General features: G+C 46.0%; 19 protein-coding genes and 4 tRNA genes. 18 read left to right on the forward strand and 5 right to left on the reverse strand.

What is annotated here, in order from left to right:
- Positions 1 to 75 precede the first annotated feature (75 nt).
- The 3 genes from ACAW68_00850 (at position 76) to adhP (ending at position 8,637) form a co-directional block, all read left to right on the forward strand.
- Complete coding sequence (locus ACAW68_00850; protein ID XGA16154.1) at positions 76 to 3,651, forward strand: PD-(D/E)XK nuclease family protein; 3,576 nt, start codon at positions 76 to 78, stop codon at positions 3,649 to 3,651.
- Positions 3,651 to 7,436: a helicase-exonuclease AddAB subunit AddA gene (addA, locus tag ACAW68_00855; protein XGA16155.1), complete on the forward strand. Its 3,786-nt coding sequence runs from the start codon at positions 3,651 to 3,653 to the stop codon at positions 7,434 to 7,436. Before ACAW68_00850 ends, addA begins: the two co-directional genes overlap by 1 nt.
- 154 nt (positions 7,437 to 7,590) lie before the next feature.
- The gene (gene adhP, locus ACAW68_00860; protein XGA16156.1) at positions 7,591 to 8,637 is read left to right on the forward strand and encodes an alcohol dehydrogenase AdhP; all 1,047 of its coding nucleotides are present in this window, start codon (positions 7,591 to 7,593) and stop codon (positions 8,635 to 8,637) included.
- A gap of 178 nt (positions 8,638 to 8,815) precedes the next feature.
- Here the strand turns inward: adhP and ACAW68_00865 are convergent, their stop codons facing one another.
- On the reverse strand, positions 8,816 to 10,030 hold the full coding sequence (locus ACAW68_00865) for an MDR family MFS transporter (GenBank protein ID XGA16157.1): 1,215 nt from the start codon (positions 10,028 to 10,030) through the stop codon (positions 8,816 to 8,818).
- A gap of 132 nt (positions 10,031 to 10,162) precedes the next feature.
- On the opposite strand from ACAW68_00865, the gene glpK reads away from it, so the two are divergent.
- The 11 genes from glpK to ACAW68_00920 all read left to right on the forward strand — a co-directional run bounded on the left by glpK (position 10,163) and on the right by ACAW68_00920 (position 20,559).
- The gene (glpK, locus tag ACAW68_00870; GenBank protein ID XGA16158.1) at positions 10,163 to 11,671 is read left to right on the forward strand and encodes a glycerol kinase GlpK; all 1,509 of its coding nucleotides are present in this window, start codon (positions 10,163 to 10,165) and stop codon (positions 11,669 to 11,671) included.
- 175 nt (positions 11,672 to 11,846) lie between these two features.
- A complete protein-coding gene (zwf, locus tag ACAW68_00875; protein ID XGA16159.1) occupies positions 11,847 to 13,310 on the forward strand; it encodes a glucose-6-phosphate dehydrogenase in 1,464 nt (487 codons plus the stop codon).
- Positions 13,311 to 13,392: 82 nt separating this feature from the next.
- Positions 13,393 to 13,866, forward strand: a complete 474-nt coding sequence (locus ACAW68_00880) for an 8-oxo-dGTP diphosphatase (protein ID XGA16160.1) — start codon at positions 13,393 to 13,395, stop codon at positions 13,864 to 13,866.
- A 171-nt stretch (positions 13,867 to 14,037) separates the two neighbouring features.
- Positions 14,038 to 14,892 carry a pur operon repressor gene (gene purR, locus ACAW68_00885; protein ID XGA16161.1) on the forward strand — a complete coding sequence of 285 codons (855 nt, stop codon included), beginning with the start codon at positions 14,038 to 14,040 and terminating at the stop codon, positions 14,890 to 14,892.
- A gap of 24 nt (positions 14,893 to 14,916) precedes the next feature.
- Positions 14,917 to 16,356 carry a bifunctional UDP-N-acetylglucosamine diphosphorylase/glucosamine-1-phosphate N-acetyltransferase GlmU gene (glmU, locus tag ACAW68_00890; protein ID XGA16162.1) on the forward strand — a complete coding sequence of 480 codons (1,440 nt, stop codon included), beginning with the start codon at positions 14,917 to 14,919 and terminating at the stop codon, positions 16,354 to 16,356.
- A 178-nt stretch (positions 16,357 to 16,534) separates the two neighbouring features.
- Positions 16,535 to 17,521 (forward strand): ribose-phosphate diphosphokinase, encoded by a 987-nt coding sequence (locus ACAW68_00895; GenBank protein XGA16163.1) that lies wholly within the window; start codon positions 16,535 to 16,537, stop codon positions 17,519 to 17,521.
- A gap of 75 nt (positions 17,522 to 17,596) precedes the next feature.
- Positions 17,597 to 18,541: a nucleoside hydrolase gene (locus ACAW68_00900; protein ID XGA16164.1), complete on the forward strand. Its 945-nt coding sequence runs from the start codon at positions 17,597 to 17,599 to the stop codon at positions 18,539 to 18,541.
- A 239-nt stretch (positions 18,542 to 18,780) separates the two neighbouring features.
- Positions 18,781 to 19,080, forward strand: a complete 300-nt coding sequence (gene rpsF / locus ACAW68_00905) for a 30S ribosomal protein S6 (protein ID XGA16165.1) — start codon at positions 18,781 to 18,783, stop codon at positions 19,078 to 19,080.
- Between the two features lie 77 nt (positions 19,081 to 19,157).
- Positions 19,158 to 19,709, forward strand: coding sequence for a single-stranded DNA-binding protein (gene ssb / locus ACAW68_00910; protein XGA16166.1), 552 nt, complete (start codon positions 19,158 to 19,160; stop codon positions 19,707 to 19,709).
- Between the two features lie 51 nt (positions 19,710 to 19,760).
- Positions 19,761 to 20,003, forward strand: a complete 243-nt coding sequence (gene rpsR / locus ACAW68_00915) for a 30S ribosomal protein S18 (GenBank protein XGA16167.1) — start codon at positions 19,761 to 19,763, stop codon at positions 20,001 to 20,003.
- Positions 20,004 to 20,085: 82 nt separating this feature from the next.
- Positions 20,086 to 20,559, forward strand: a complete 474-nt coding sequence (locus ACAW68_00920; GenBank protein ID XGA16168.1) for a hypothetical protein — start codon at positions 20,086 to 20,088, stop codon at positions 20,557 to 20,559.
- 98 nt (positions 20,560 to 20,657) lie between these two features.
- Here the strand turns inward: ACAW68_00920 and ACAW68_00925 are convergent.
- The 4 genes from ACAW68_00925 to ACAW68_00940 all read right to left on the reverse strand — a co-directional run bounded on the left by ACAW68_00925 (position 20,658) and on the right by ACAW68_00940 (position 21,539).
- Positions 20,658 to 20,730 (reverse strand) — tRNA-Lys (locus tag ACAW68_00925).
- Positions 20,731 to 20,982: 252 nt separating this feature from the next.
- A tRNA-Lys gene (locus ACAW68_00930) sits at positions 20,983 to 21,055 on the reverse strand.
- A gap of 174 nt (positions 21,056 to 21,229) precedes the next feature.
- Positions 21,230 to 21,302, reverse strand: a tRNA-Lys gene (locus tag ACAW68_00935).
- A 164-nt stretch (positions 21,303 to 21,466) separates the two neighbouring features.
- Positions 21,467 to 21,539 (reverse strand) — tRNA-Lys (locus ACAW68_00940).
- 167 nt (positions 21,540 to 21,706) lie between these two features.
- On the opposite strand from ACAW68_00940, the gene yycF reads away from it, so the two are divergent.
- The 4 genes from yycF (at position 21,707) to ACAW68_00960 (ending at position 26,508) form a co-directional block, all read left to right on the forward strand.
- The gene (gene yycF / locus ACAW68_00945; protein ID XGA16169.1) at positions 21,707 to 22,408 is read left to right on the forward strand and encodes a response regulator YycF; all 702 of its coding nucleotides are present in this window, start codon (positions 21,707 to 21,709) and stop codon (positions 22,406 to 22,408) included.
- Positions 22,409 to 22,482: 74 nt separating this feature from the next.
- Positions 22,483 to 24,378: a cell wall metabolism sensor histidine kinase WalK gene (gene walK, locus ACAW68_00950; GenBank protein XGA16170.1), complete on the forward strand. Its 1,896-nt coding sequence runs from the start codon at positions 22,483 to 22,485 to the stop codon at positions 24,376 to 24,378.
- Positions 24,371 to 25,696, forward strand: a complete 1,326-nt coding sequence (gene yycH, locus ACAW68_00955; GenBank protein XGA16171.1) for a two-component system activity regulator YycH — start codon at positions 24,371 to 24,373, stop codon at positions 25,694 to 25,696. The genes walK and yycH overlap by 8 nt, the downstream gene beginning before the upstream one ends.
- Positions 25,696 to 26,508 carry a two-component system regulatory protein YycI gene (locus ACAW68_00960; GenBank protein XGA16172.1) on the forward strand — a complete coding sequence of 271 codons (813 nt, stop codon included), beginning with the start codon at positions 25,696 to 25,698 and terminating at the stop codon, positions 26,506 to 26,508. Before yycH ends, ACAW68_00960 begins: the two co-directional genes overlap by 1 nt.
- The last annotated feature ends 73 nt before the right edge of the window (positions 26,509 to 26,581 follow it).

The raw sequence follows: 26,581 nt of genomic DNA on the forward strand, positions 1-26,581 counted from the left end.
AAAAGCCTGGGGTCTTTTTTCACGTATAGCTGGTAAAATGAGAAGATACAACACGTTACGAAAAAGGGGGCGCACATGGCTTTAGAATTGTTGTTTGGTCGCGCAAGTGCCGACCATGAATTAGCGCTATTGGAGCGTGTGCAGAAGGTCTTGGCAGCCGATGAGCAAGCCGAGATTTTTTATGTGGTACCGAACCACATTAAGTTTGAAACAGAAATCCAAGTGCTGAGTCGTTTGGCTGAGCTGGAAAATCGTCACGGGGCCGCAGTGGCTGTGCCGAACGTTCAAGTCTTTTCATTGAGCCGTTTAGCTTGGTACTACATGCAAGATGACCCAATTTATCGCCAAGCCAATTTGTCAGCGACTGGTATGACGATGTTGGTACAAGCTTTGCTACGTGAACACCAAGATGACTTGGTGCTGTACGGCAGTTTGTTGACCAAGCAAGGATTTATCAGTCAATTTGCGAGTCAGATTCTTGAACTAAAGCAAGCCGGTTTAACGTGGCCAGAAGTACGCGAGATGGCTGAAAACCTATCAGGCCAAGGCACATTGCAAATGAAGTTGCAGGACTTGGCCTTGATTGGTGAAGCGTTGGATCAAGAGTTGGCCAACCGGGGTCAATATTTGAACAGTGAATTATTGACGGCCTTGCGCGTTTATTTGGCGACGGAAAAGACTGATACATCGCACCATTACTACTTTATTAATGGGTATTCACAAATGACGACACCAGAACGCGGGGTTGTTGAGGCACTGATTGAACGCGCAGGTGGTGTAGCGATTGCGCTGCCAGCTGACGACGGAGCAGCCAGTGTCTCAGATGTGACGTTGTCAGAAAATGACTTATTCTACCGACCTAAGCGTTTAGCACGCCAATTGCGTGATTTTGCAGTGGCACATGATGTCCCAGTGACGGCGAATACCGTGACGGCACAACGTCCAATTAGCGATACGATTGCGGCCATTGAGTCATTCTGGATTGATTACGAACAACGTGGCATTCAGCAACAAACGCAGGCAGCACCATTGCCTGATTTTGATGTGTGGCAAGCGACGACGCGTTATCAAGAAGTTGAGCAAATGGCCCGTATGATTCGCCAAGAAGTGGCTAGTGGTAAGCGCCGTTATCGTGATTTCATGTTGATGACGCGTGACTTGGGGCAATATGAGAATATCTTGCCAGCGGTGTTTGCTCGTTATGAAATTCCAGTCTTTATGGACTTGGATCGACCAATGGGAGCCCACCCGCTTGTTGCCTTTTTGGATAAGCTATTCCGTTTGGAACCGGCCTACACCATTTCAGATGTGATGGGATTATTGAAGACGGAGTTGCTGTTGCCTGAAGATGTCGCTTTGGCTGACTATCGTGAGGCGTTGGCGGAAACGGAAAACTATGCGTTGGCTAAGAATTTGCCAGGCTGGCGTTGGACGGATGATACGCCATGGCAGTTTGACCGCAACGTGGCTGACTCAGATGACGAAGTGGTCCGCGAACACGTAGCGGCTAAGGATGCCCAATTGGCGTTGATTCATAATCAAATCAGTCAGGTGGTGGCACCGTTTTTGTCACGTCTAGCGGAAGCCAAAGATGCTCGTGAGATGGCTCGTGAGTTATACGGCTTTTTGACACAAATTGGCATTCAACAACGTTTGATTGCCTGGCGTGATGCCGCAATTGAAGCAGGTGATTTGTGGGCTGCCCAACAACCAGAGCAAGTTTGGCGCACGTTTATTGGCGTGCTGGATGACTTCGTAGCGGTGTTTGATCACACTGAAATGACGGTTGAAACGTTGCAAGAATTGCTCCAGGCCGCATTTGAAAGCGCTAAGTACACGGGCATTCCAGCGACAATGGACCAAGTGCGTGTGTCTGAAAGTGGAATCGTGCAACGTCAGGGGTATCACACAGTGATTGTGTTTGGGGCAACCAGTGTTAATTTGCCGGCAACAACCCGTACAAAGGCGTTGCTACATGATGGTGACCGTGAATTATTGCAAGATAAGTTGCCGGAACATGTGTTCTTGCGCGAAACGTCTGAGCAACAAATGGCCCAAGAATCATTGCTGATGTACAGCGCGATGATGACGGCAGCGACCCGCATGATTTGGTTGTACGCAACAAGTGATGGCGAAGGTAGTCAACAAGCGTCAACGTACGTGTCCCGTTTGGTGCGTCAATTCCATCAACCAGTGCATGAGTTTAAGGCATTGCCTGATCCACATGCGATGGATGTCCACGAATACGTTGGAACGGTTGCAAGTACGCTCGCACACTTGGTGGTTGTGAACCGTCAGGCGGAGAACCAAAAGCAGGACCGTCAGTCAGCTGAACTGAGTGGTGCTTGGCAAGGTTTGCAAGCGCAAATTAAGCAACTGGCACCGGCGCAGGCTGCCCGTGTGATGGGTGGTTTGACGTATGAAAACCGACCAAGCCAAATCATGGCACCACTGATGAGCCAACTATTCGGTAATGACCTGAAAGCCTCAATTTCACGTCTCGAGAACTATGCGAAGAATCCATTTGAGTTCTTCTTGCAATACGGTCTGCGTTTGCAAGAGCGTCAGGTGTTACAACTAACACCGGCTGAAAAGGGAACATTGATGCACACGATTCTGGAGCGTTTGTTCACTGAATTAATTCGTGAGAACAAGACGTTGAGTGAATTCACTGATTCAGAATTGCGCCTGTTGGAGCAAAATATTCTGCATGGTTTGCTTCAAAGTGGGGATGCCACATTTGATATCTTCACGAGTTCAGCCCGTATGCAATTCTTGACGCAACGTTTGGCAGAACAAGTGCACGATACGGTTCAGAACATGAAGCGTGGCCAATTAATTGACGGTGGGGTGCATACACTTGGCGTCGAAGCAGGTTTCGGTTTGCCACAGAGCAAGCTGAAGCCGGTGCAATATGAGTTGCCAATTGGTCGCGTGACGGTCCGCGGAAAAGTGGATCGTTATGACTTGGTGGAAACGCCAGCCGGTAACTTCTTAACGATTGTCGATTACAAGTCTGGTAAGCGTGTCTTTGATTACACGCAAGCCTATGCTGGTTTGGAATTGCAATTGATGACGTACTGGACCGCAATGTTGACCAATGCGGATGTACTACCAACCAGTGAAATGGGCGGGGCAGTGTTCTGGTCACTTCAAAACCCATGGATTAAGGCCACGGATATTTCAGGTGCTTCGTTGGCTGAATTGCAGGAAGAAGCTGATAAAGCAGCCGCAAGCCAAGGTGCTTACCGTGGTGTCCTTCGTGACAATGAAGCTTACATTGAGCGCCTTGAAGGTGTCGAGGGTGTGAAGACGCCATTTGCCTTAAAGCGTTTGAAGAGTGGTGGCTTTGCCAAGACAGCGGATGTTGTGACGGAAGACAACTTGAACACGTTGCTGCAATTTAATGAAGCCAAAATCCGCCAAATTGCGACCAACATTTTGGCCGGACAATTCCCACTATTGCCATTCCGTGATGGGCCAAATAAGACCGGTATGATGTACACGGCTTACAAGCCAGTCATGATGTTTGATGCCATGATGGGTAATGAATACCGTAATATTAAAAAGCTCAAGGCAGACGATGCCTTAAAGGCGATGCAAAATCTGATTAAGGGCGACGAAGATGAAGAAGAGGGGGGAGAAGACTAATGAATTTTACAACGTCACAAGAAGCGGCCATTACCACAACTGGCCAAAACATCTTGGTGTCTGCTTCCGCTGGTTCAGGAAAAACGCGTGTCCTGGTTGAACGTGTGATTCGACGCTTGCTGGCGGGCGAAAACGTGAATACGTTTTTGATCGTAACGTTTACTGAAGCGGCTGCGGCTGAAATGAAGGAACGTCTTGAGGGCGCAATTCGCGGCGCGCTAGCTGAGTCTGAAGGTGAGCAACGTCAGCATTTGTTGAAGCAACTACGTCTATTGAACGTTGCTAACATTTCAACATTGCACGCGTTTGCGTTGCGCTTGATTGAGCAATATCACTACACGATTGATTTGGATCCACAATTCCGTTTGTCTGATGATGCCGAGCGCACGTTGTTGATGATGGAAGTCTATGGTGACTTGCTTGAGCAACGTTATGCTGAGGACCCAGATCAAACGTTTGCGAAGTTTGCGGCCCAATTCGCATCAGGGTCAACTGACGACCGCACACTGCAAGAATCAGTTTTCACCTTGTTTAACTTTGCGATGGCACGACCAGATACAACGGCGTGGTTGGAAAGTTTGGCAGATGATTATGAGATTGGGGATGATTTTGCATCATCTAATTTCTTTAAGACGCAATTATTGCCAACGTTGCAAAGTGAGATGTTGGCCATTAATGACCAAATCACACAGTTGGTTAATCAAGCACCGGATACGATGGATGAACCACCGGCCGTTAATCGTTTGCTAAACATTCGAAACGATGCGGATGCATATGGTCGTTTGATGACGCTCTTGCAAGATACGCCAACTAGTTGGGATGATTTGCGTCAGGCGTTTGCATCAGTGACCTTGATGGGATGGGGTAAAGGTGAAGATGGAAAGGGTAAGAACTTTACGTCAAAGCATGACCCAGAACTAAAGGCGGCTTGGGAACCAATTAAGGCCCAACGTGAGCAAATCAAAGAACGTTTCGAGAAGCTGCAAGAAAACTACTTTGCTTTGGATGCTGCCGGTATGCAACTTGCCATCGGCGGGGCTGGTGAAGTAATCACGCAATTGGTTGATTTCACGCAAGCTTTCCGCGAGGCGTTCTTGACCGAGAAGCTTCGTCGCAAGGTGCTGGATTTTAACGACTTGGAACACTTTGCGTTGCAAATCGTTAGCCAACCTGCGGTAGCTGCGGAACTACAAGCGCGCTACAACGAAGTCATGGTCGATGAGTATCAAGACACGAACCAACTGCAAGAAGCGATTTTGTCACAAATTGCGACTGGTGATAACACTTTCCAAGTGGGTGACATTAAGCAATCGATCTATAAGTTCCGTCAAGCTGATCCAACGTTGTTCGGTCACAAACTGACAACGTATCCCAAGACTGACGGCAACACTGTGATTACGTTGCAGGAAAATTTCCGTTCACAGCCGAATGTGACTGACTACATCAATTACATTTTTGCGCAGATTATGAGTGAACAATTGGGTGACGTGGAGTATGCCGGTGAGGCCGAATTGGTTGCGGGGGCGGATTACTATCCGGCTGACCTGCCCAAGGAAGCTCAAATGATGGTGTACTTGGATCAAGATGATGCCGACGACGCTGAAGAAGATGAGCCAGATGTGAAGAACGAGTATGGTTTCACGAAGGCGACTGGCCAAATTCGGATGATGGCATTGAAGATTAAAGAATTGATGGATACGAAGTTCGAAATCTTTGATCGTAAAGCGGGCGAGAAGCGTCCGGTTCGCTATAGCGATATGACTGTTTTGGTGCCAACTAAGAATCAAAACTTGGATGTGTTGGACATTTTCCGTGAGATGGATATTCCGATTGTGGTGAATGGGGCGGAAAACTATTTCCAAACGACTGAAATTTCAGTCATGATGAGTTTATTGCAAGTGATTGATAATCCGCATCAAGATATTCCGTTGGCAGCGGTTCTTCGTTCACCGTTGTATGGCATTGATGAAAATGGGCTCGCGTTGATTCGCACCCAAGCGATGGATGATGATTTCTTTACGGCTGTGAAGGCACTAGCCAATAACCCGCTCACAATTTCGGTTGAAGGCGTTTCAGTTGAATTGGTTAACGAAACAATTGCTGCGGTGCAACGTTTCTTGGCTGATTTGGAGACGTTCCGTACGCTGGCCGTTCAGAATCAAATTGTTGATTTGCTTTGGCAGATTTACAACACGACGGGGTGGCTGGATTACGTTGGTGGCTTGCCATCAGGTCCACAACGTCAAGCAAACTTGCACGCCTTATATGAACGCGCTGCGATGTACCAAAAGAGTAGCTTTGTTGGGTTGTACCAGTTTATTAACTACGTGACGCAGTTACAAACGCAGGACAAAGACTTGGGTGAAGCCGATGCCAACGTGGCGAGTGATAGCGTCTCATTAATGACGATTCACCGTTCAAAGGGGTTGGAATTCCCGATCGTCTTTGTGTTGAACAGTACGCGTAAGATGATTAGCCAACGCGAAACGATGGGGGATGTCCTGTTGGATGCCCAAGCGGGGGCTGGTATGGATTACGTGGATTTGGATCACCATTTGAAGTTGCCAACACCACAACGCGAATTCGTGAAGGATGCCCGTATCCGCGGGGCCTTTGCCGAGCAATTGCGTGTGCTATATGTGGCCTTAACGCGTGCCGAGCAGCACCTGTTTATGGTGGGCTCATACAGTAGCGTGAAGGCGCTATGGTCAAAGTGGTCGTTAGCTGAAAATGGGTCAGACTGGATGTTGCCAGACTGGGTGCGTCTATCTGGAAAGTCGTTTATGGATTTGACGGGGATGGCGTTAATGCGTCACCCACAAGCACCAGCGCTGCAAGAAGCATTGGGACGCTATGATGAAGACGATGTTGTTGATTTCAGCGAAATCCGTGCCAAGGCCCCTAAGAAGCCGTTTAGTTTTGGCCTTGAAATTGTGGATAGTGCTGATTTGCGTTCAGCGCTGGACGCGTATCAAGCGGTTGCCACACCACAAGCTGCCGTGGCGACGGAGGCGAATGCCCCCGTTGTCGCTAATACCGATTGGCACCAAGTCCTTAACTTTGATTACGGCTTTGAAGAAGCGACGCGTGCGACAGCTTATCAGTCAGTTTCTGAAATCAAGCGCTTGTTTGAAGATCCTGATTTGCAAGCGGGTCGTGGTCCAATTGATGCCCGCCTAGATGTGGCTGATATGAGTGGATTGCGTTTGACCGATGAAACGTTGCCGGAACCTGAGTTTATGCAGGAGGCGGAAACGCGCATTTCATCAGCTGCTATCGGTACGGCGACGCACTTGGTGTTGCAACGCGTTGATTTGCAACATGGTGCGCCATCGCGTGATGACTTGCGTGAACTGGTCGCTGATTTGACCACGCAAGGGTTGATTGAAGAACGCGTTGCACCGCTAATTTCATTGGCTAAGATTGAACGATTCTTTGCGGAAATGCCACTTGGGAAGCAAATGGTGATGCATGCTGATTCGTTGGAACGTGAAGTGCAATTCTCATTGCTCTTGGATGCTAGTCGCTTGTACAAGGGGTTCCAAGGGGATGAGAAGGTGTTGGTCCACGGAATTATTGACGGTTATTTTGAAGTTGACGGTGAGGTCTGGTTATTCGATTACAAGACCGATCGTGTCACACCAGAAGACGCAGCGGAAACGCTAACGAGTCGTTACTCTGGTCAATTAAACATCTATGCGCAAGCACTTGTTGCGATGGGCAAGCCAATGCCACGTCGTTTTATCTACGCATTTAGCGCTGAAAAGATTATTACATTGGATTAAAAAACAGAAACGCGTCCGCCATTTGGGAGGACGCGTTTTTTGTTGTCCCATTTCTTATTTTTATCAAAGAAAGCGCTTGCATAACATTGTGAAACATTTTACAATATAACTTGTGAAGTAAGTAACAATTTGCGATTTTGAGGAGATTATTGAAATGAAAGCAGCTGTCGTACGTGAGAACCTAGACGGATTTGTAGACTTGATTGATGATTGGGAGCCACGCGCTTTGGGCTTTGGGGAAGCCTTGGTTGACGTTGAATATAGTGGTCTTTGCCACACGGATTTGCACGTTGCCGCGGGTGACTTTGGTAACCCAAACGAGATTAACCCACGTCCATTCCGCCGTGTTATTGGGCACGAAGGAGTTGGAATTGTCACGAAGCTTGGGGAAGGCGCTTCAGACTACTTGAAGCTTGGTGATCGTGTTTCAATCGCTTGGTTCTACGATGCATGTGGAAACTGTGAGTACTGCAACACTGGAAACGAAACGTTCTGCCGCAAGGTTCGTAACGCTGGTTTCTCAGTTGACGGTGCCATGGCCCAACAAGTTGTTGTAAATGCTAAGTATGCCGTTAAGGTACCAGAAGGTTTGGACCCAATGGAAGCCTCATCAATCACTTGTGCCGGTGTCACGATGTACAAGTCATTGAAGGTTGGTGAGACGAAGCCTGGTCAATGGGTTTCAGTTGTTGGTGCTGGTGGTCTAGGAAACTTGGCTATTCAATACGCCCACAACGTCTTCGGCGCTCACGTTGTTGCCGTTGATGGAAACCCAGACAAGTTGGCCGCTGCTGAAAAGATGGGTGCTGAGTTGTTGATCAACCGTAAGACGGAAGACGTACCAGCTATCATCCAAGAAAAGGTTGGTGGTGTACACAATGCCCAAGTTACGGCCGTTAACACGCAAGCCTTTGACCAATCAATCGCCTCACTACGTCCGATGGGTAAGTTGGTTGCTGTTGCTTTGCCAAAGGGTGACATGCAATTGAACGTTGTGAAGACTGTGTTGGATGGTATCGAAGTGAAGGGTTCATTGGTTGGAACGCGTGAAGACTTGAAGGAAGCCTTCCAATTCGGTGCTGAAGGCAAGGTTAAGCCAATCGTGACGCGTGCAGATGTACGTGACATTAACGATGTTATTGAGGCAATGCACAACAACCAAATCACGGGACGTATGGTCTTCGATTTCAAGAGTTTGTAAGATAGTCACAGCAGAATAATGTCCCACGTGAGAGGGGACATTCTGGCTGTGAATCAATTGAATTAACGATGCTCCTAAAAGCTATAAAAGCCAGAGCAACTAATAACCGTCGCAGATGTGTGGCGGTTATTTTTTGTACAAAAAAGCACCTCAACCGAAATTGAGATGCTGTCAAAAGTTAATTATTTAAACGACGCTTGCGGGCGCGGAAGGCACGGTCGAGGATGAAGGTGAAGATGACGAAAAGCATCATGATACCAAACATTGACCCGAACAAGGCCTTGTATGAACCGCCGTCAATCATCAAACCACCGTATAGCGGTCCAACGGCACGACCAAGCGAAATCGCCATGGTCATCATACCTTGTGAGCGCCCCTTAGCATTTGGATCACTGATATCGTCAATCCAAGCTGGCATCTGTGGACTTGCGAACATCTCACCGATGGTCAAAATCATAAAGGTGAAGATGAACATTGGATACGTCTTGGCACCCATCAAGAAGATGAATGAAATCGCGAATAAGGCGGTTCCGCCAAGCACGGTTAGTCGGAATGGCAACTTTTCAATGATGCGATCCAGTAAACCTTGTCCAACAATGATGACGATACCATTCAATGTCCATAGGAATGAATAGTCTTGTGTCGTCATGCCGAGGTCGGTCATGTGCGTTGCCACGACGGTCTCCCACAGAATGTATCCCATATAAAGGGAGAATGCCAAACCAAGCAAGGCATAAATCAAAACCGGTGTCTTGAAGTTGCTCTTGGCGGCCTTGGCAGCTTCCTTTGAGGCTTGTGCGGTCATGCCCTTCACGTTGAAGTGACGTAGCACTAACACGAAGAAAATCGCATACATGATGGTTGCGCCACCGAAGACGTATTGCACCCCATGATTGAATAGGAAACCAACAATTGCGGTTCCAACCACGACACCGACATTCATAAACAGGTACTGCATGTTAAACACACGACGTGAATCCAATGACTGAATTGTAGCAGCGTATGAATTTAACAATGTGTAGATGATACCATCGGCGAAACCGAGTATTAGCATAAAGACTGCGAATACCGGCCATGAGTGCCAGAACGTTAGCAAGGCCAACATCGTTGTTGCAAGGGCAACGGCACTGGCGATTGATTTGAAGGGACTCCATTTATCAAATAGGTGTCCACCAACCCAGCTACCAATCATCATCATGATTGATAGTCCCATGACGACTAAGCCGGCCATGGTCATCGTCTCGTGCAACACATTGTGCATGTATAACGTGGCGATAGGCCAAATTAGCGATGCACCAGTTGACTGGAAGAGGGTTGTTATGTAAAGAATTGGGGCCTTAATTTCTACGTGCTTCGGTTTGAGCACTTCGCCATCCGCTGACGAGATTGACATAAATCCTCCATCTGGCATGTTCAAATCATGCCTAAATTGTATAGTTTATGCAAAAAAGTGTAGCACATTCTCGCGAGTTGATATACTAAGAGAGGATGAATTTATTTTAAACGAAAAAATTGGGGAAAGCTTATGGCCATTACACGACCTGAATACATTTTAGCGATTGATCAGGGAACGACGGGGACACGTGCAGTTATTTTCAATCACAATGCGCGTCGCGTGACATCAACAGCGGTGCAAATGACACCAATCGTCCCACACACTGGTTGGTTGGAACAACGTCCGATGGACATTTGGCGTACGGCGCAAACAGCCATTGCAGATGCGTTGATTAATGCTGGCATTCGTGGTGATGAGGTCAAGGCAATTGGGATTGCGAACCAACGTGAAACAACGATTATCTGGGACCGCCAAACGGGCCAACCGATTTACAACGCGATTAGTTGGTCATCAACACAATCACAATCAATTGCGGATGCGCTCAATAATGCCGGGCATGCTGAGATGATTCGTGAGAAAACGGGATTGCCAATCAGTGCTTACTTCTCAGCGACTAAGATTCGTTGGATTCTAGACCACGTTGCCGGGGCACAAGAACGAGCTGAAGCGGGGGAACTTGTTTTTGGAACGGTAGATACGTGGCTACTCTGGCAATTAACAGATGGGGAAACGCATGCGACAGATGCAAGTAATGCCTCACGAACGATGCTTTATAACATTCACACACAAGCGTGGGATGAAGAACTATTGCAGTTATTCAACATTCCAGCAAGCATGTTACCAACGGTTCATACCAGCAGTGAAGTGATTGCGCAGACGAATCCGATGCAATTCTTTGGTGGTCGGGTGCCAGTTGCCAGTGTTATCGGTGACCAAAACGCGTCATTGGTTGGGCAACTAGCACTTGAGCCAGGTACGATTAAAAACACGTACGGGGCCGGTGCTTTCTTGTTGATGAACACTGGTAAGGAGCCGGTTGCGTCACAAAACCAATTGGTAACGACAATTGCTTATCAAGTTGGGGATGAACCAACCTACGCATTGGAAGGATCGATTTTCTCAGCGGGGTCAGCTGTGCAATGGTTGCATGACCGTTTGGGATTGATCGAAACACAATTGGATGCGTGGCAGTTGGCCGAAAAGTCACAAAACAACGATGAAGTTTATGTTGTGCCGGCCTTTAACGGATTGGGTGCACCTTACTGGGATCCACAAGCTCGTGGAGCGGTGTTCGGTATGACGCGTGGGACGGATAAGGCTGACTTTGTGAAGGCGACATTGCAATCAATCGCTTATCAAACGGCTGATATTTTGGCGATTATGAAGGCCGAATCTAAGTACGATGTCGTGAAGATGAAGGCGGATGGAACGGTTTCACGTAATCCGTACTTGATGCAATTCCAAGCCGACATCGCGAACATCGAAATTGAGCGTTCAATTGATGAGGACACAACGCCACTTGGCGCTGCGTTCTTAGCTGGCTTGGCAGTAGGCTACTGGCAGAACCTATCAGACCTCGCACAATACATTCAACGTGGCCGTCATTTCGATGTTGCCTTGCCGGTCGAACGTCGCGACGCCCTTTTGAACGGATGGCATAACGCAATCGCTGCAACGCGATACTTTTCCGAGGGTTAAGCATATAAATTGTATGTCATAAGTTTTTAATGTAAGCGTTTTACATTTTTGTGGCAAAACGCTGTAAAAAAGTTTATAATGTGGTTATTGAGTAAGAGTGTGAGATACTGTTACTGATTTGAACTTATACAACTAATGATTATTTCGATTTTTTGAGAGTAAAGGAGCATTCATCGTGCCTGCAGAAATTACAACATTGTTGACATTCTTCGGTGGAACTGGAGACTTGGCTAAGCGTAAGTTGTACCCATCAACGTATAACTTGTTTAAGAAGGGCTTCTTGCAAGAGCACTTTGCCGTTATCGGTACGGCCCGTCAAGAGTTGACGACTGAAGAGTTCCACGAAATGGTTCGCGAATCAATTGCTGACTTCGTTGAAGATCAAGCAAATGCTGAAGAATTCATTTCTCACTTCTACTACATCCAACAAGACATTACTGATGCAAACGGTTATGCTGCTATGTTGGAATTGAACAACGAATTGGACGCCAAGTACAGCTTGAAGGGCAACCGTATTTTCTACATGTCAGTTGCGCCTCGTTTCTTCGGAACGGTTGCTAAGTACTTGAAGTCAGAAGGCTTGATTACTGAAAACGGTGAGTACAACCGTTTGATGATTGAAAAGCCATTTGGAACATCATTTGGTACTGCCGAAGAGTTGCAAAACGAATTGTCAGAGGCCTTTGAAGATGCCCAAATCTTCCGTATTGACCACTACCTAGGTAAGGAAATGGTTCAAAACATTGCTGCTGTCCGCTTTGGTAACCCATTGTTTGACGCTGCATGGAACAAGGACTACATCGAAAACATCCAAGTTACTTTGTCAGAAGTTTTGGGTGTTGAAGAGCGTGCCGGTTACTACGATACGGCCGGTGCTTTGCGTGATATGATTCAAAACCACACGATGCAAATCGTTGGTTGGTTGGCCATGGAAAAGCCAGCGTCATTTAAGGACGTTGATATCCGTGCTGCCAAGAACGCAGCCTTTAACTCATTGAAGATTTACAACCGTGAAGAGGTTGCCGAGAACTTCGTACGTGGCCAATACGGTGAGTCAGCCGATGGTACACAAAAGAAGTACTTGGACGAAATGGACGTGCCAGCAGACTCACAAAACAACACGTTTGTGGCTGGTAAGTTGCAATTCGAGATGGATCGTTGGGAAGGCGTGCCATTCTACATCCGTTCAGGAAAGCGTTTGGCCGCTAAGTCAACGCGTGTCGATGTTGTCTTCAAGAAGGGCTTGAACATCTTCGGCGGTGACGTTGAATTGGCTAACCCTGTTTTGACAATTTTGATCGATCCAAAGGGTGGTATCGAGTTTAAGATTAACGCTAAGGACGTGACGTCAGAATTCTTGACGCGTGTTGTTAACTTGAACTGGACGGTTTCAGACGAAGACAAGAAGTTGACGCCAGAGCCATATGAGCGCATGATTCACGACGCTATGGACGGTAACGGTTCAAACTTTGCCGACTGGAACGGTGTGGCAATTGCTTGGAAGTTCGTTGATGCAATCCAAGAAGCTTGGGATGCAACACGTGAGCAATTCCCTAACTATGTTTCAGGTTCAATGGGACCAGAAGCATCAAATGATTTGTTGGCCAAGGATGGCAACGAATGGGTCTTTAAGGGCTAATTCGCTAGAAAACGATTTTTTAACAGCTCAGTTGGCAGTTTGTCAGCTGGGCTGTTTTTGTCACAAAAAGGAGTGAGTGGTAATGGCAGATCGATACACACCGATTGAGTTAACGAACATGATTATGATTGAAAATCCAGAGACCCATGAAGTGCTGGTTGAGGATCGAAAAAATCCAAAGTGGCCGGGCGTGACGTTCCCTGGTGGTCACGTTGAAGTCGGGGAGACGGTGACGCAGTCTGTCTTTCGTGAAGCGCGCGAAGAGACCGGTTTGGAAATCGCGAACCCACAATTGATGGGAATTAAAGAATGGCCGCTAGAAAATGGCGCCCGCTACATCGTCTTTTTGTACAAGGCGACTGAGTATTCAGGGACGATTCACTCAGGTCGTGAAGGCGAAATCTTCTGGACAACGCGTGAAAAGCTACTCGATGGACGTTATGTGTTGCCAAATACGTTTGCTGAGATGCTACCGGTATTTGATCAACCTGAGATTAACGAATTGGCTTTGGGTGCTCGAGTTGATGGTGAGGAACGAACAATTTCTTGGCAATAGTTAGTTAAACGGTTAACTCAAAAAGCCGAACGTCCGAAAATCACGTGGAAAACCCACGTGATTTTTTTGTAATTTCGGTTTTAAACCTATTTTCAGGTTTTTACATGAACGAACGTGTTATAATTAATCCATAATAATAAAAATTACCGAACGTTCGAGGTTTAATGAGATATGAAAACACGACGCAGTGATCGCTTGGTCGATATGACGCGCTACTTATTGGAGCGCCCACGTACGTTGGTGTCTTTGACACAATTTGCAGAATTATACGAAAGCGCCAAGTCATCAATTTCTGAAGACTTGACGATTTTGAAGCGCACTTTCCAGGAGCGCGGAATTGGTCTTTTGGAGACGATTCCGGGTGCTGCTGGTGGTGCTCGCTTTACGCCATACATGCTTGAAACTGAAGCGGAAGAATTTGTTGCTTCATTGGTAAACGCCATCGATGACGAGACGCGTGTCTTGCCTGGTGGTTATGTTTACTTGTCAGATTTGTTGGGACAACCTTGGTTCTTGCAACGCATCGGTCGTTTGATTGCCACGCAATACTTGCGCGAGCCAATCGACGCCGTTATGACGGCTGCAACGAAGGGTGTGCCGGTTGCGCAAGCTGTTGCTGAAAAGTTGAACGTGCCATTTGTGATTGTCCGTAACGACACTAAGGTTACTGAAGGACCAACGATGTCAGTTAACTACGTCACTGGTCAATCACAACGTCTTGAGAAGATGGAATTGTCACGCCGTTCATTGCCAATGGGATCTCGTGTCCTTATTGTCGACGATTTCATGAAGGCTGGTGGTACAATTCGAGGAATGGCTTCTTTGGTTAAGGAATTCGAAGGTCAAGTTGTCGGTGTTGCTGTCGTGGCTGAAGGTCGCGTCGAACACCGCGTTATTGATAAGTACACGTCTTTGGTTCACGTTGATACGAACAAGGATGACGGTATTATCAAGGTAAAGCCTGGAAACTACGCTGAAGAAATTTACGGTGGTGGATCACCTGCTGACGCCACTTCTGCTGAGTAAAGTTTTATTTGTGGAGAAAGAAAGATGCAACGTTTTGTCATTATTTTAGCGGCTGGTAAGGGGACTCGTATGAAGTCTGACCTACCTAAGGTGCTACACGAAGTCGGCGGTAAGCCAATGGTTGAGATGGTTTTGGAAACGTCTCAAGCTGCGGGCGCTGAGAAGATTGTTACGGTGGTTGGTCACGGAGCTGAGCGCGTTGAAGCTGCTTTGGCAGGCCGTTCAGAGTTTGCGTTGCAAGCCGAGCAACTTGGAACGGGACACGCTATTCAAATGGCTGAGCCACAACTTGGCGATGCCGAAGGAATGACGTTGATTGGTTCTGGGGATGCGCCTTTGTTTACGGTTGATACGTTTAACAAGTTGTTTGATTTCCACGAGCAATCAGGTAACGCAGTAACTGTTTTGACGGCAATCGCACCTGATCCAACTGGATACGGTCGCATTATTCGTGATGAAAACGGTAATGTTGTCCGCATCGTTGAGCAAAAGGATGCAACGCCAGAAGAAGCTGCCGTAAACGAAATCAACACAGGTGTTTACGTGTTTGATAACCAATTGTTGTTCAGCAGCTTGAAGCAAGTAACGAATGACAATGCGCAAGGTGAATACTACTTGCCAGATACGTTGGAGATTTTGCGTAACGAAGGTCACACCGTTGGGGCATTTGTGATGGATGACTTTGACGAATCAATGGGTGTTAACGACCGTGTTGCTTTGGCCCGTGCAAACAAGGTTTTGCGCGACCGCGTCAATGAAATGCACATGCGTAACGGTGTAACGCTGATTGATCCAGCGAACACGTACATCGATGTTGATGTCACGATTGGTAACGACACCGTTATTGAGCCTAACGTTTACTTGAAGGGTAAGACGCAAATTGGGTCTAACGTTTTGATTACGACGGGTTCACGTTTGGTTGATTCAATTGTGGCTGATGGTGCACAAGTCGATGCGTCACACTTTGAAGAAGCTGAAATTCGTGAGCGTGCAACGGTTGGTCCGTTTGCTCACTTGCGTCCAGCTGCTTACTTGGATGTTGAAGCCCACGCCGGTAACTTTACTGAAGTTAAGAAGGCACACTTGGGTAAGGGATCAAAGATGGGTCACTTGTCATACCTTGGTGACGCAACGATTGGCGTGGATGTTAACATCGGTGCCGGTTCAATCTTCGTTAACTACGATGGTTTGCACAAGTGGCACTCAAACGTTGGCGACCGTGCCTTTATCGGTTCAAACTCTAAGATTGTCGGACCAGTGAACATTGGTAGCGAAGCCTTTATTGCTGCCGGTTCAACGATTACTGATGACGTGCCAACGCACGCTATGGGAATTGCTCGTACGCGTCAAGTGACGAAGTACGATTTCTGGAACCGTACGCCATTGCACGAAAAGTTTGATGATACTGAATCAGCAAAGCGCGGTGCCAAGGCTGCTTGGGATGCCTTTTTTGAAAATAAGTAATGATTAATGAAAGCGATGCCATGTTTGTGGCGTCGCTTTTTTCGTTAACGAAATTCGAAGAGAATATGAAAGTGTTCGGAAATCTGCACGGCGTATTCGTTGAAGAATATGTAAAAAAACGGTACAATGTAACTATTGAACACTTGAGGAACACAGTGATGTGTCTATGGAGGACAACATGGCGACTTATGCGGATCCGCATTTGAAGATTTTTTCATTGAGCAGCAATCAGCCTTTGGCGGAAAAGATTGCCGCTTCAATTGGCGTGGAATTGTCACAAATTAACATTGCACGATTTAGTGACGGTGAAATCCAAATCAACATCGAAGAGTCAGTACGTGGTGATAACGTTTACGTTATCCAACCAACGTCAGCACCCGTTAACGATAGTTTGATGGAGTTGATGATTATGATTGACGCTTTGCGCCGTGCAAGTGCAAAGTCAATCAACGTGGTTATGCCTTACTATGGCTACGCCCGTCAAGATCGTAAGGCTCGTTCACGCGAACCTATCTCAGCTAAGTTGGTAGCCAACATGCTTGAGATGGTTGGTGCAACACGCGTCTTGGTTTTGGACTTGCACGCTGCGCAAATCCAAGGATTCTTTGACATTCCTGTTGACCACATGATGGGTGCGCCTTTGTTGGCGGACTACCTAATCACGTCTGGTATTGCTGATGACAACACAGTTGTTGTGTCACCTGATCACGGTGGTGTAACACGTGCACGTGCATTGGCTGAATTGTTGGGTTCACAAGAGCCTATCGCAATTATTGATAAGCGTCGTCCTAAGGCGAACGTGGCGCAAATCATGAACATCATCGGTGATGTTAAGGGTAAGCGCGCAATCATGATTGATGACATGATTGATACTGGTGGAACTATTTCACAAGGTGCACAAAAGTTGAAGGATGAAGGGGCTGCTGAAGTCTACGTTGTGGCAACACACGCGGTCTTCTCAGGTCCAGCTGTCGACAACTTGCAAAACTCAGTCTTTGAGAAGGTTATCGTAACTGACTCAATTAACTTGCCTGAAGAGAAGAAGTTCCCTAAGTTGGTGCAAGTGACGACTGCAGAATTGATTGGTGAAGCGATTAAGCGTATCAATGAGAACCAAGCGGTATCTCCATTGTTCAAGAACCGTTTCCACCGTACGGTCGACTAACAGAATTTGAGTTTTAAAGCATTGTTCTAATACTAATTTAGGGCAATGCTTTTTCTATAAAGAAGGGATATTCTAATGGCAAAGAAGAAGATGATTTTGGATTTGGACACTGGTGTTGATGACGCGTTGGCCTTGGCATACGCTTTGGCAACACCGGATTCAGATTTGATTGGCGTTGTTTCATCATTCGGTAACACGCAAGTTAACACGGCTGGTGAGAACACGTTGAAGTTGCTTGAGTTGTTGGGACGTGAAGATGTGCCAGTCTTTATCGGGGCTGCTCACTCATCAACGACTGATAACTTTGAAACGATGCAAGTTTCAATGGATATCCACGGTAAGAATGGTATCGGGGATGTTGAATTGCCAACGCCAAGCCACTCGGTTGAAGAGCAAACGGCAGTTGACTTCATCATCGAAGCTGCACACAAGTATGCGGATGATTTGGTGATTGTCCCAACTGGTCCTTTGACTAACTTGGCCGAAGCTTACCAAAAGGATCCTGAAATCGAAAACTTGATTGGCAACGTAACGTTGATGGGTGGGGCGCTTGTTGTGCCTGGAAACGTAACGCCATATACTGAGGCGAATATCAACCAAGACCCAGAAGCAGCTGACTATGTCTTTAAGCATGCCAAGCACCTTGTGATGGTTGGTTTGGATGTCACGTTGCAAACGTTGTTGACGAAGAAGGAAACACAAGTATGGCGTGATTTGGGTACGGATAAGGGTCGCGTGTTCGCTGACATTTTCGATTACTACATTGATGCTTATTACAACTTGGATATCAACAAGGCTGGGGCAGCTTTGCACGACCCACTTGCAGTTGGTGTCGCTGTTGACCCTAACTTGGTGACGTTGTTGCCATTGAACATGATGGTTACGCCTGAAGATGGTCGCACAATTGGTGACCCATCACGTTTGCGTGATCCACACAAGAATAATTTTGCAGCCGTTGCGGTTGATGAGCCATTCTATTTGGAACGCTTCATGAACTACACGACAGCATTGTTTAAGTAAGCTAACTAAGCGCGATGAAAGTCGTGCTTTTTTGCTATTAATCGATGGGATTAGACCCCAGGTGTAATCGACATGAAAGCGTATGACACGCGGTATGACGTGAATTTGTAATGGATATTTCACTTGCAAAACGTTTGTATCGCGTGTAAACTTAGTTCTTGTGAGTTATGTTGAATTAAATTTCAACAGCTCTCCTTGCCGGCAGGAAGTCGGCCATAGACCAAAAGGAGGAAGTTATTATGGCATACGAATTGACGTACATCATTCGCCCTGACATGGACGCTGATGCTAAGAAGGCATTGGTTGAGCGTTTCGACAAGATCTTGGCGGACAACGGTGCAACGGTGGCAGAGTCTAAGGACTGGTCATCACGTCGTTTTGCATACGAAATTGCAGGTTACCGTGAGGGTACTTACCACATCGTTAACTTTACTGCAGAAGATGACGCAGCCATCAACGAATTTGATCGTTTGGCAAAGATCTCACAAGATATCTTGCGTCACATGGTTGTAAAGCGCGACTTTGCATCAGCTGAGTAATTGTTAGCTTAATTGTCTAACATTTTTTATTAACTTAGTTGCAGGTCATTAAGACCGATTGAAAGGAGACTTTCCATATGATTAATCGTGTTGTTCTGGTTGGTCGCTTGACGCGTGACGTTGAATTGCGTTACACGACTTCAGGTGCTGCTGTCGGAACTTTCTCACTAGCTGTTAACCGTCAGTTTACTAACGCTAATGGTGAGCGTGAGACCGACTTTATTAACGCCGTTATCTGGCGTAAGTCGGCTGAAAACTTTGCTAACTTTACCTCTAAGGGGTCATTGGTGGCGGTTGAAGGTCGCTTGCAAACTCGTAACTACGAGAACCAACAAGGTCAACGTGTTTATGTAACGGAAGTTGTCGTTGATAACTTCTCATTGTTGGAGAGTCGAGCTGAAAGCGAACAACGCCGTTCACAAAACGGTGGTGCAAGCAACAACTTCGGCGGTGGTCAACAAGGTGGCAACCAAGGCGGCTTCAATGCTGCACCAGCACAAAACCCATTCGGTGGTTCTTCATCATCAAATGGTAACGTGTTTGGCGGTAGCCAACCTTCACAACCATCAAATGATCCTTTCGGTGGTGGTCAAGAGGTTGATATCTCTGACGATGATCTACCATTCTAAGTTGATATATCTAATTGTCTAACGACATAAGTCTATCAGGAGGAATTAATCATGGCACAACAACGTCGTGGTGGCGGCCCTCGCCGTCGTCGTAAGGTTGACTTTATCGCAGCCAACCACATCGAATACGTGGATTACAAGGACACTGAATTGTTGGAGCGTTTCATCTCAGAACGCGGTAAGATCTTGCCTCGTCGTGTGACGGGTACGTCTGCTAAGAACCAACGTAAGGTGACGACTGCTATCAAGCGTGCACGTGTTATGGGTCTTTTGCCATTCGTTGCAGAAGACTAATAGCATACGCTTTTAGTAACAACCTTTAAAAGAGTGAATCAGCATTGCTGGTTCACTCTTTTTTAGGGAAAGGAGCATACTTATGAAGAAATGGCTTATCGGTGGTGTAGTGGCAGTTGTGGCGCTGATTTTGGGTGCGGTTGGTATGAACGTGTACAACGAGCATCAAGAGGAAAAATTTGAGCGTCAATACGAATCAAGCGTTGCACGTTCGTATTCGGAATCAATTGCAAAGTCTTCATCATCAAGTTCTGCTGTATCGTCATCAGCTGCGTCTGGAACGGCGACGTCGGTGGCATTGCCGTCAGAACAAGAAGTTGTGGATCGATTGAAGGGGGACTTGGATAAGTTTATTGCTGACCAAAAGGGCGGTATTATTAAGACAGGTTCAACTGAAGATATTCGCGATGCGTTTGAAGACACATATGTAGAGACGTATCAAAATGAATTAGAAGCAAAGTTCCCAGACGAAGCTAATGAAGACCAAATCGAATCGTTGATTGATTTAGGTTTGTTGACATTGAACTTCGATGAGAAGATTGCTGCAGCGAAGTAAGAAAAAACCGGTTCACGCAAAAAAAGTGTGAACCGGTTTTTTGTATTTGTAGGAGTAAAAAGAAAACCACCAGATCAAATGACCTGGTGGTTATGGGATGGGCAGACAGGGGCTCGAACCCTGGACCCACGGATTAAGAGTCCGTTGCTCTACCAACTGAGCTATCTGCCCATAATTTTCTTCGTTGCCTCAACAACAGAATTAATAATACCAGATAATTAGTAAGCATGCAAGTGTTTTGTTCGAAAAAAGTGATTATAAAGTAGATTGGGAGTGTCGGAGGCTTTAGACCGATAGCTGCTGTCATAAAACTGAGAAGGGGGGGCTAACTGTACATCGGAGTTAGTCTTGTCGTGATCAACAACTGCTATGATAAAAAGGCAAAAAGAAAACCGCCAGGTCAAAGACCTAGCGGCTATGGGATGGGCAGACAGGGGCTCGAACCCTGGACCCACGGATTAAGAGTCCGTTGCTCTACCAACTGAGCTATCTGCCCATAATTTTCTTCGTTGCCTCAACAACAGATATTAATATACCAGAAATTTCAGCACTGTGCAAGTGTTTTGTTTGAAAAAGTTTTAGAAGAGTAGGGTTGGGCACGTTTAGTGCAGCGAATCGGGAGGAAAGGCAAAAGAAAACCGCTAGATCAAATGACCTAGCGGTTATGGGATGGGCAGACAGGGGCTCGAACCCTGGACCCACGGATTAAGAGTCCGTTGCTCTACCAACTGAGCTATCTGCCCATGTAATTCTCTTTGTGTCTCTCAACAACAGATATTAATATACCTCCATCTGAAAATGAATGCAACACTTTCTTGAACAAAAAACGCTTTTTTCATGACGAACTTGAAATTGACACTGATGCAAAAAGAAAACCACCAGATCAAATGACCTGGTGGTTATGGGATGGGCAGACAGGGGCTCGAACCCTGGACCCACGGATTAAGAGTCCGTTGCTCTACCAACTGAGCTATCTGCCCATAATTCTTTTCGTTGCCTCAACAACAGATAATATAATAACAAGTATATGAATGTTTTGCAACCCTTTTTTGTAAAATAAATGTTTTCTGTTTCTGAAAGATTACGAAAACTTTGTAACATGCTATAATAGTTACAAGATACCCGCCACTGGGAGGATAAAGAACAGATGAGTAAAATTTTAGTCGTCGATGACGAAAAGCCAATTTCAGATATTATCAAGTTTAATTTGACGAAGGAAGGATACGACGTTGTTGTGGCCATGGATGGTCAAGAAGCGTTGGATCTTTTTGAGAGTGAGGAGCCTGATCTAGTTTTGCTAGACCAAATGTTGCCTGAGCTTGAAGGAACAGAAGTTCTACGTCAAATTCGCACGAAGTCACAAACGCCCGTTATCATGGTAACGGCCAAGGATTCAGAGATCGATAAGGTCTTGGGTCTTGAGATGGGTGCTGATGATTATGTTACAAAGCCATTCTCAAATCGAGAGTTGTTGGCACGTATCAAGGCTAACTTGCGCCGCCAAGCGCCAGTTGCTGGTCAAAATGTTATGGATGATAGTGGAGACATCAAGATTGGTGCCCTAACGATTCACCCTGACGCATATATGGTATCTAAGAACGGTCAAGACATTGAATTGACACACCGTGAGTTTGAATTGTTGCACCACTTGGCTAAGCACATTGGTCAAGTTATGACGCGTGATGATTTGTTGCAAACGGTTTGGGGTTACGATTACTTTGGGGATGTTCGTACGGTCGATGTGACGGTGCGTCGTATTCGTGAAAAGATTGAAGAAACACCAAGTCACCCACAAATTTTGATGACACGTCGCGGTGTCGGTTACTATTTGAAGGCTTCAGAAGAATAAAGCAGACTGGTTAGTGCCGTGCCGATTGGCATGGCACTATTTTTTTAATTAGATTTGGGAGTATTAAAAACGCGATGGCAGATTTTGAAGAATTGACAGAGCAAAAAAGGTGGCGGAAGTTTTTTTCTTCAATCCATTTTAAAATTGCGTTGGTATTTACGCTGACGCTATTAGTAACGTTGGAACTGGTTGGAGCATTCTTCGTTAAACGTTTGGAACAACAAAATTTGGCAACGTTTAGAACGCAAATCGCGTTGCCGGCTTATGTGAATGATTCGCTCACACAGCAATTAATCAGCACAGACCAAACAAAGGCGAATAGCGACATTCACACTATTCTGACGTCAATTAATAACGCCTCGATTTCAGAGATTGAGGTAATTGATTCATCGGGTATTATTCGCGGTACGAGTGATATCAATGCCCAAGATGAAGTTGGGCAAAAAACTACTGATGCCAACGTCAAGGCAGCACTGGCTGGTGGAAAGTACACCAAGAACCCGATTGAAGAGCGTTCGGGTGTTCGCTATCAGGTGGTTGTGAAGCCACTGGTTAGTTCATCAGCTGGTGAGAGTAACATTGTCGGGGTTGTTGAAGTGCGCGCAAGCCTTGAAACAACGTATGACAACTTGAATCACATTTCACTGATTTATTTCTCAGCATCATTGCTAGCGGTGGTCTTGGGTGTGGTCATGGCCGTGATTATTTCACGTAGTTTGACGAAGCCAATTGCTGAAATCAATGATCGCACGACGCGCATTGCCCAGGGAGACTATTCAGGTGGTATTCTAGTTCGTTCAAACGACGAAATTGGTCAATTGGCCGAAAATGTTAACGCACTGGCAGTTCGAATTGAAGAAACGACAAACTCAACTGAGTTTGAACGTCGTCGTTTGGATTCGGTGCTGGAACACATGACGGATGGTGTTATTGCTACTGACCGTCGTGGAAGCATTAACATCATTAACACGGCTGCGTTGCAAATGACGGGTATGGAAGACAGTAACGTGGCCTTGGGTCAATCAATTTTGGAAGTGTTGAAAATTGCCGATCGCTATAATTTGCGTGAGTTGCTTGATAACCAGGATGAATTGTTGCTTGATTTCAGTAATGATGAACGCCAATTGATTATTCGTGCATACTTCAGTTTGATTCAACGCGCATCAGGATTTATTTCTGGTTTGGTTATCGTGCTACACGACGTTACTGAGCAACAACGTATTGAAGAGGAACGTCGTCAATTCGTTTCGAACGTTTCACACGAATTACGTACGCCGTTGACGTCTGTGAAGTCATACGTCGATGCGCTGCAAGAAGGTGCGATTGAGGATCCGGAAGTCGCTAAGAGTTTCTTGGCGGTGGCGCAAGATGAAACGACTCGTATGATTCACATGATTAACGACTTGCTTGAGCTATCACGCATGGACTCAGGTACGATGAAGTTGGAGACGGAATACGTCAATGTTGGCGAATTGTTCAACTACATTCTGAACCGATTCGATATGATTATTGCGAATGACGATAAGCCTGAAAAGTATTACACAATTAAGCGTGAGATTACGGATTCACAAATTTGGGTTGAGCTGGATACGTCGAAGTTTACGCAAGTGGTGGACAATATTATGAACAATGCCATCAAGTATTCACCTGATGGTGGTGTTATCACAGCTCGTATGATTGATCGCAAGACTGAGGTTGTACTAAGTATTACTGACCAAGGTTTGGGAATTCCAAAGAAGGACTTGGGCCACATTTTTGACCGCTTCTTCCGTGTTGATAAGGCGCGTTCACGTGCCCAAGGTGGAACTGGTTTGGGGCTTGCTATTTCTAAGGAAATTATCGAACGCTTTGGCGGTAAGATTTGGGTAGATTCTTCAGAAGGCAAGGGGTCAACGTTCTCAATTTCATTGCCATATGAAGCTTACGATCCAGCAGAAGATGAGTGGGATGATGGTGAATGGGATGATTAATCGACTACATTATCGTTTCAAAGTGCTATTCCGCCGTTTTGGATTAGTGGCGATGCTGATTCTAGCGATTGGCATTAGTATCGCGCTGTCAGTTAGTCTATGGCGTAGTCCGGGACGTGATTTGAATCATGATAAAAGTGATGCTGACGCGACGCAGCAAGTCGTGGCGTCAAAGTCGCTCACGGACCTATACGGTTTTGATCAATTAGTGTACAACGAAGATAATGTGCAGTATTCAGTTATTGATTATCGTCCGACGACTACGAAAATGATTAAGCGTTTGTCGACATGGGAAGTTGGTGACTATACCAAGCAAAAGCTGACGGACGCGGCTTATCTAAATGCCTTGTCTAAGAAGGAAACGGTATTAATGAGCTTTCCGGATGCCGTTGCCGGTGGGGTGGTTAACCAAATCATGACCAATGATGTTGATTTGCCAAATAACGCTGAAATTAATCGTATTCGGGTGCCGCAAAAGGCTAAGAATGAAGTGTTGTTCATGGATGATAAGCACCGAACAACTTATCGATATGCAATTAAAAGCGCAACTAAGTCGTTTGCTAGTTTCAAAATGAGTGACGAACGCGTCAAAGTTAAATTTGAACTTAATGGTAAGCGTGTGTTGACTGATGCGTTGGAATCTGTGTCGTTGCGTTCATATAGCTACTTAATGGAAACAAATGCGACGAATAATTATTTGTCAGCACTCTTTGCTGGTACGACGACGCCAAGTGCTAATCGCAATGGCAATACGTTGACCTACAATGATGGGGTGTCACGTCAAATGACGGTGGATACTGTTTCTGGTGTGGCTAAGTATGACGCCTATGACGTATCTGATTTGGGCAAGACGTTTAATCAACGTATGGCTAAAGGATATGATTGGCTGGTGCGAATTCACCAAATTCCTGACAATATCTACTTTTTTGAAAGTCATGACATGGGACGTCATTTGATTTACCGTCTTTACGTGAACGGGTTGCCGATCTTTAACCAAACTGCTTACGGTACGGTTCAAATGAAGCAACACGATAGTCGTCACCAAGAAATTGATTTTTCACAGTACTCATTGCAGGTGCCTTTGCCAGCAGATAATAACGTGCGCGTGACGCTACCGACATCAGATGAAGTGATTAAGCAGTTGGCTGGCGCTGGTGTGCCTAAAAAGTCGATTACGAATATGGCGTATGGTTATCGCTGGGTGTCAGATACCAATCAAAATATCGTGACGTTGCAGCCTGAGTGGTACTTTGAAGTTGGTAGCACCTGGCAAGCGGTCAATGATAAGCTAGCTGAAAATCAAGGGGGAACGAACTGATGGATTTCAAAAAAATCTTAGCGACTTTCTTAGTGGTTTTTGTGGCTATCGATATCTTTTTGGCTTTTCAATGGTTTCAAATTCACCAACCAACTGCCAATCCAACGGCAACGGAAAGCATTCTGTCAGAGATGAAGAGTGATGGTATTCAAGTTGGTGAGTTAGATACTGATTCCCAAACTGGTGCCTATATCGGTGGTCAAGATGGCGATGAGTTCCTAAAAGCTAATATGGACAGTTTGGACAAGCGATGGTCAACTAAGCTTACCGGCAACCAGCTAACAGCAACGTTAGATAAGCCGGTGTTTATGGGAACGTCACGATCGGATGTACGTAAGTCACTACAAAAGCTGGTTGATGATAAGACGCAAGTGATTGCGGGTGCCCAATATGTGTATGATGCGAAGTTAACGGAGTATGCGAATAATGATTCGGATAATTCAGCGATGGTGGTCTACACACAAAAGATGACGAACCGACGCCAATTTATGACGTCACGTGCGCAAATTCGATTCTTATTGGATAAGAATCATGATTTGAAGGGGTATACCCAAACGTACGTATCGAATGCCCAGGTGTTGCGTGACTCAACCACGTTGATTTCGGAAGAAAAAGCGTTGATTGGGGCTTATCAATATAATGAAATTCCAAATAATGGTAAGTTGAATTGGAGTCATATGGGTTATGCACCATTAACAACAGTTGGTAATGATACGATTTTTGTACCAGCATGGATCTTTTCGGTGACGGATGGTACTGGTAACACGACGTTATTACGAATCAATGCATTGAATGGCGCCTTAATGAAATAATGACGTGTTAGAATAGATAACGACGAAACGCCGCGTGACTCTTTTGTCATGGGGCGTTTTTACTTTGTAGATA

The sequence above is a fragment of the Weissella confusa genome, assembly GCA_041871065.1.
Lineage (GTDB): Bacteria > Bacillota > Bacilli > Lactobacillales > Lactobacillaceae > Weissella > Weissella confusa_A.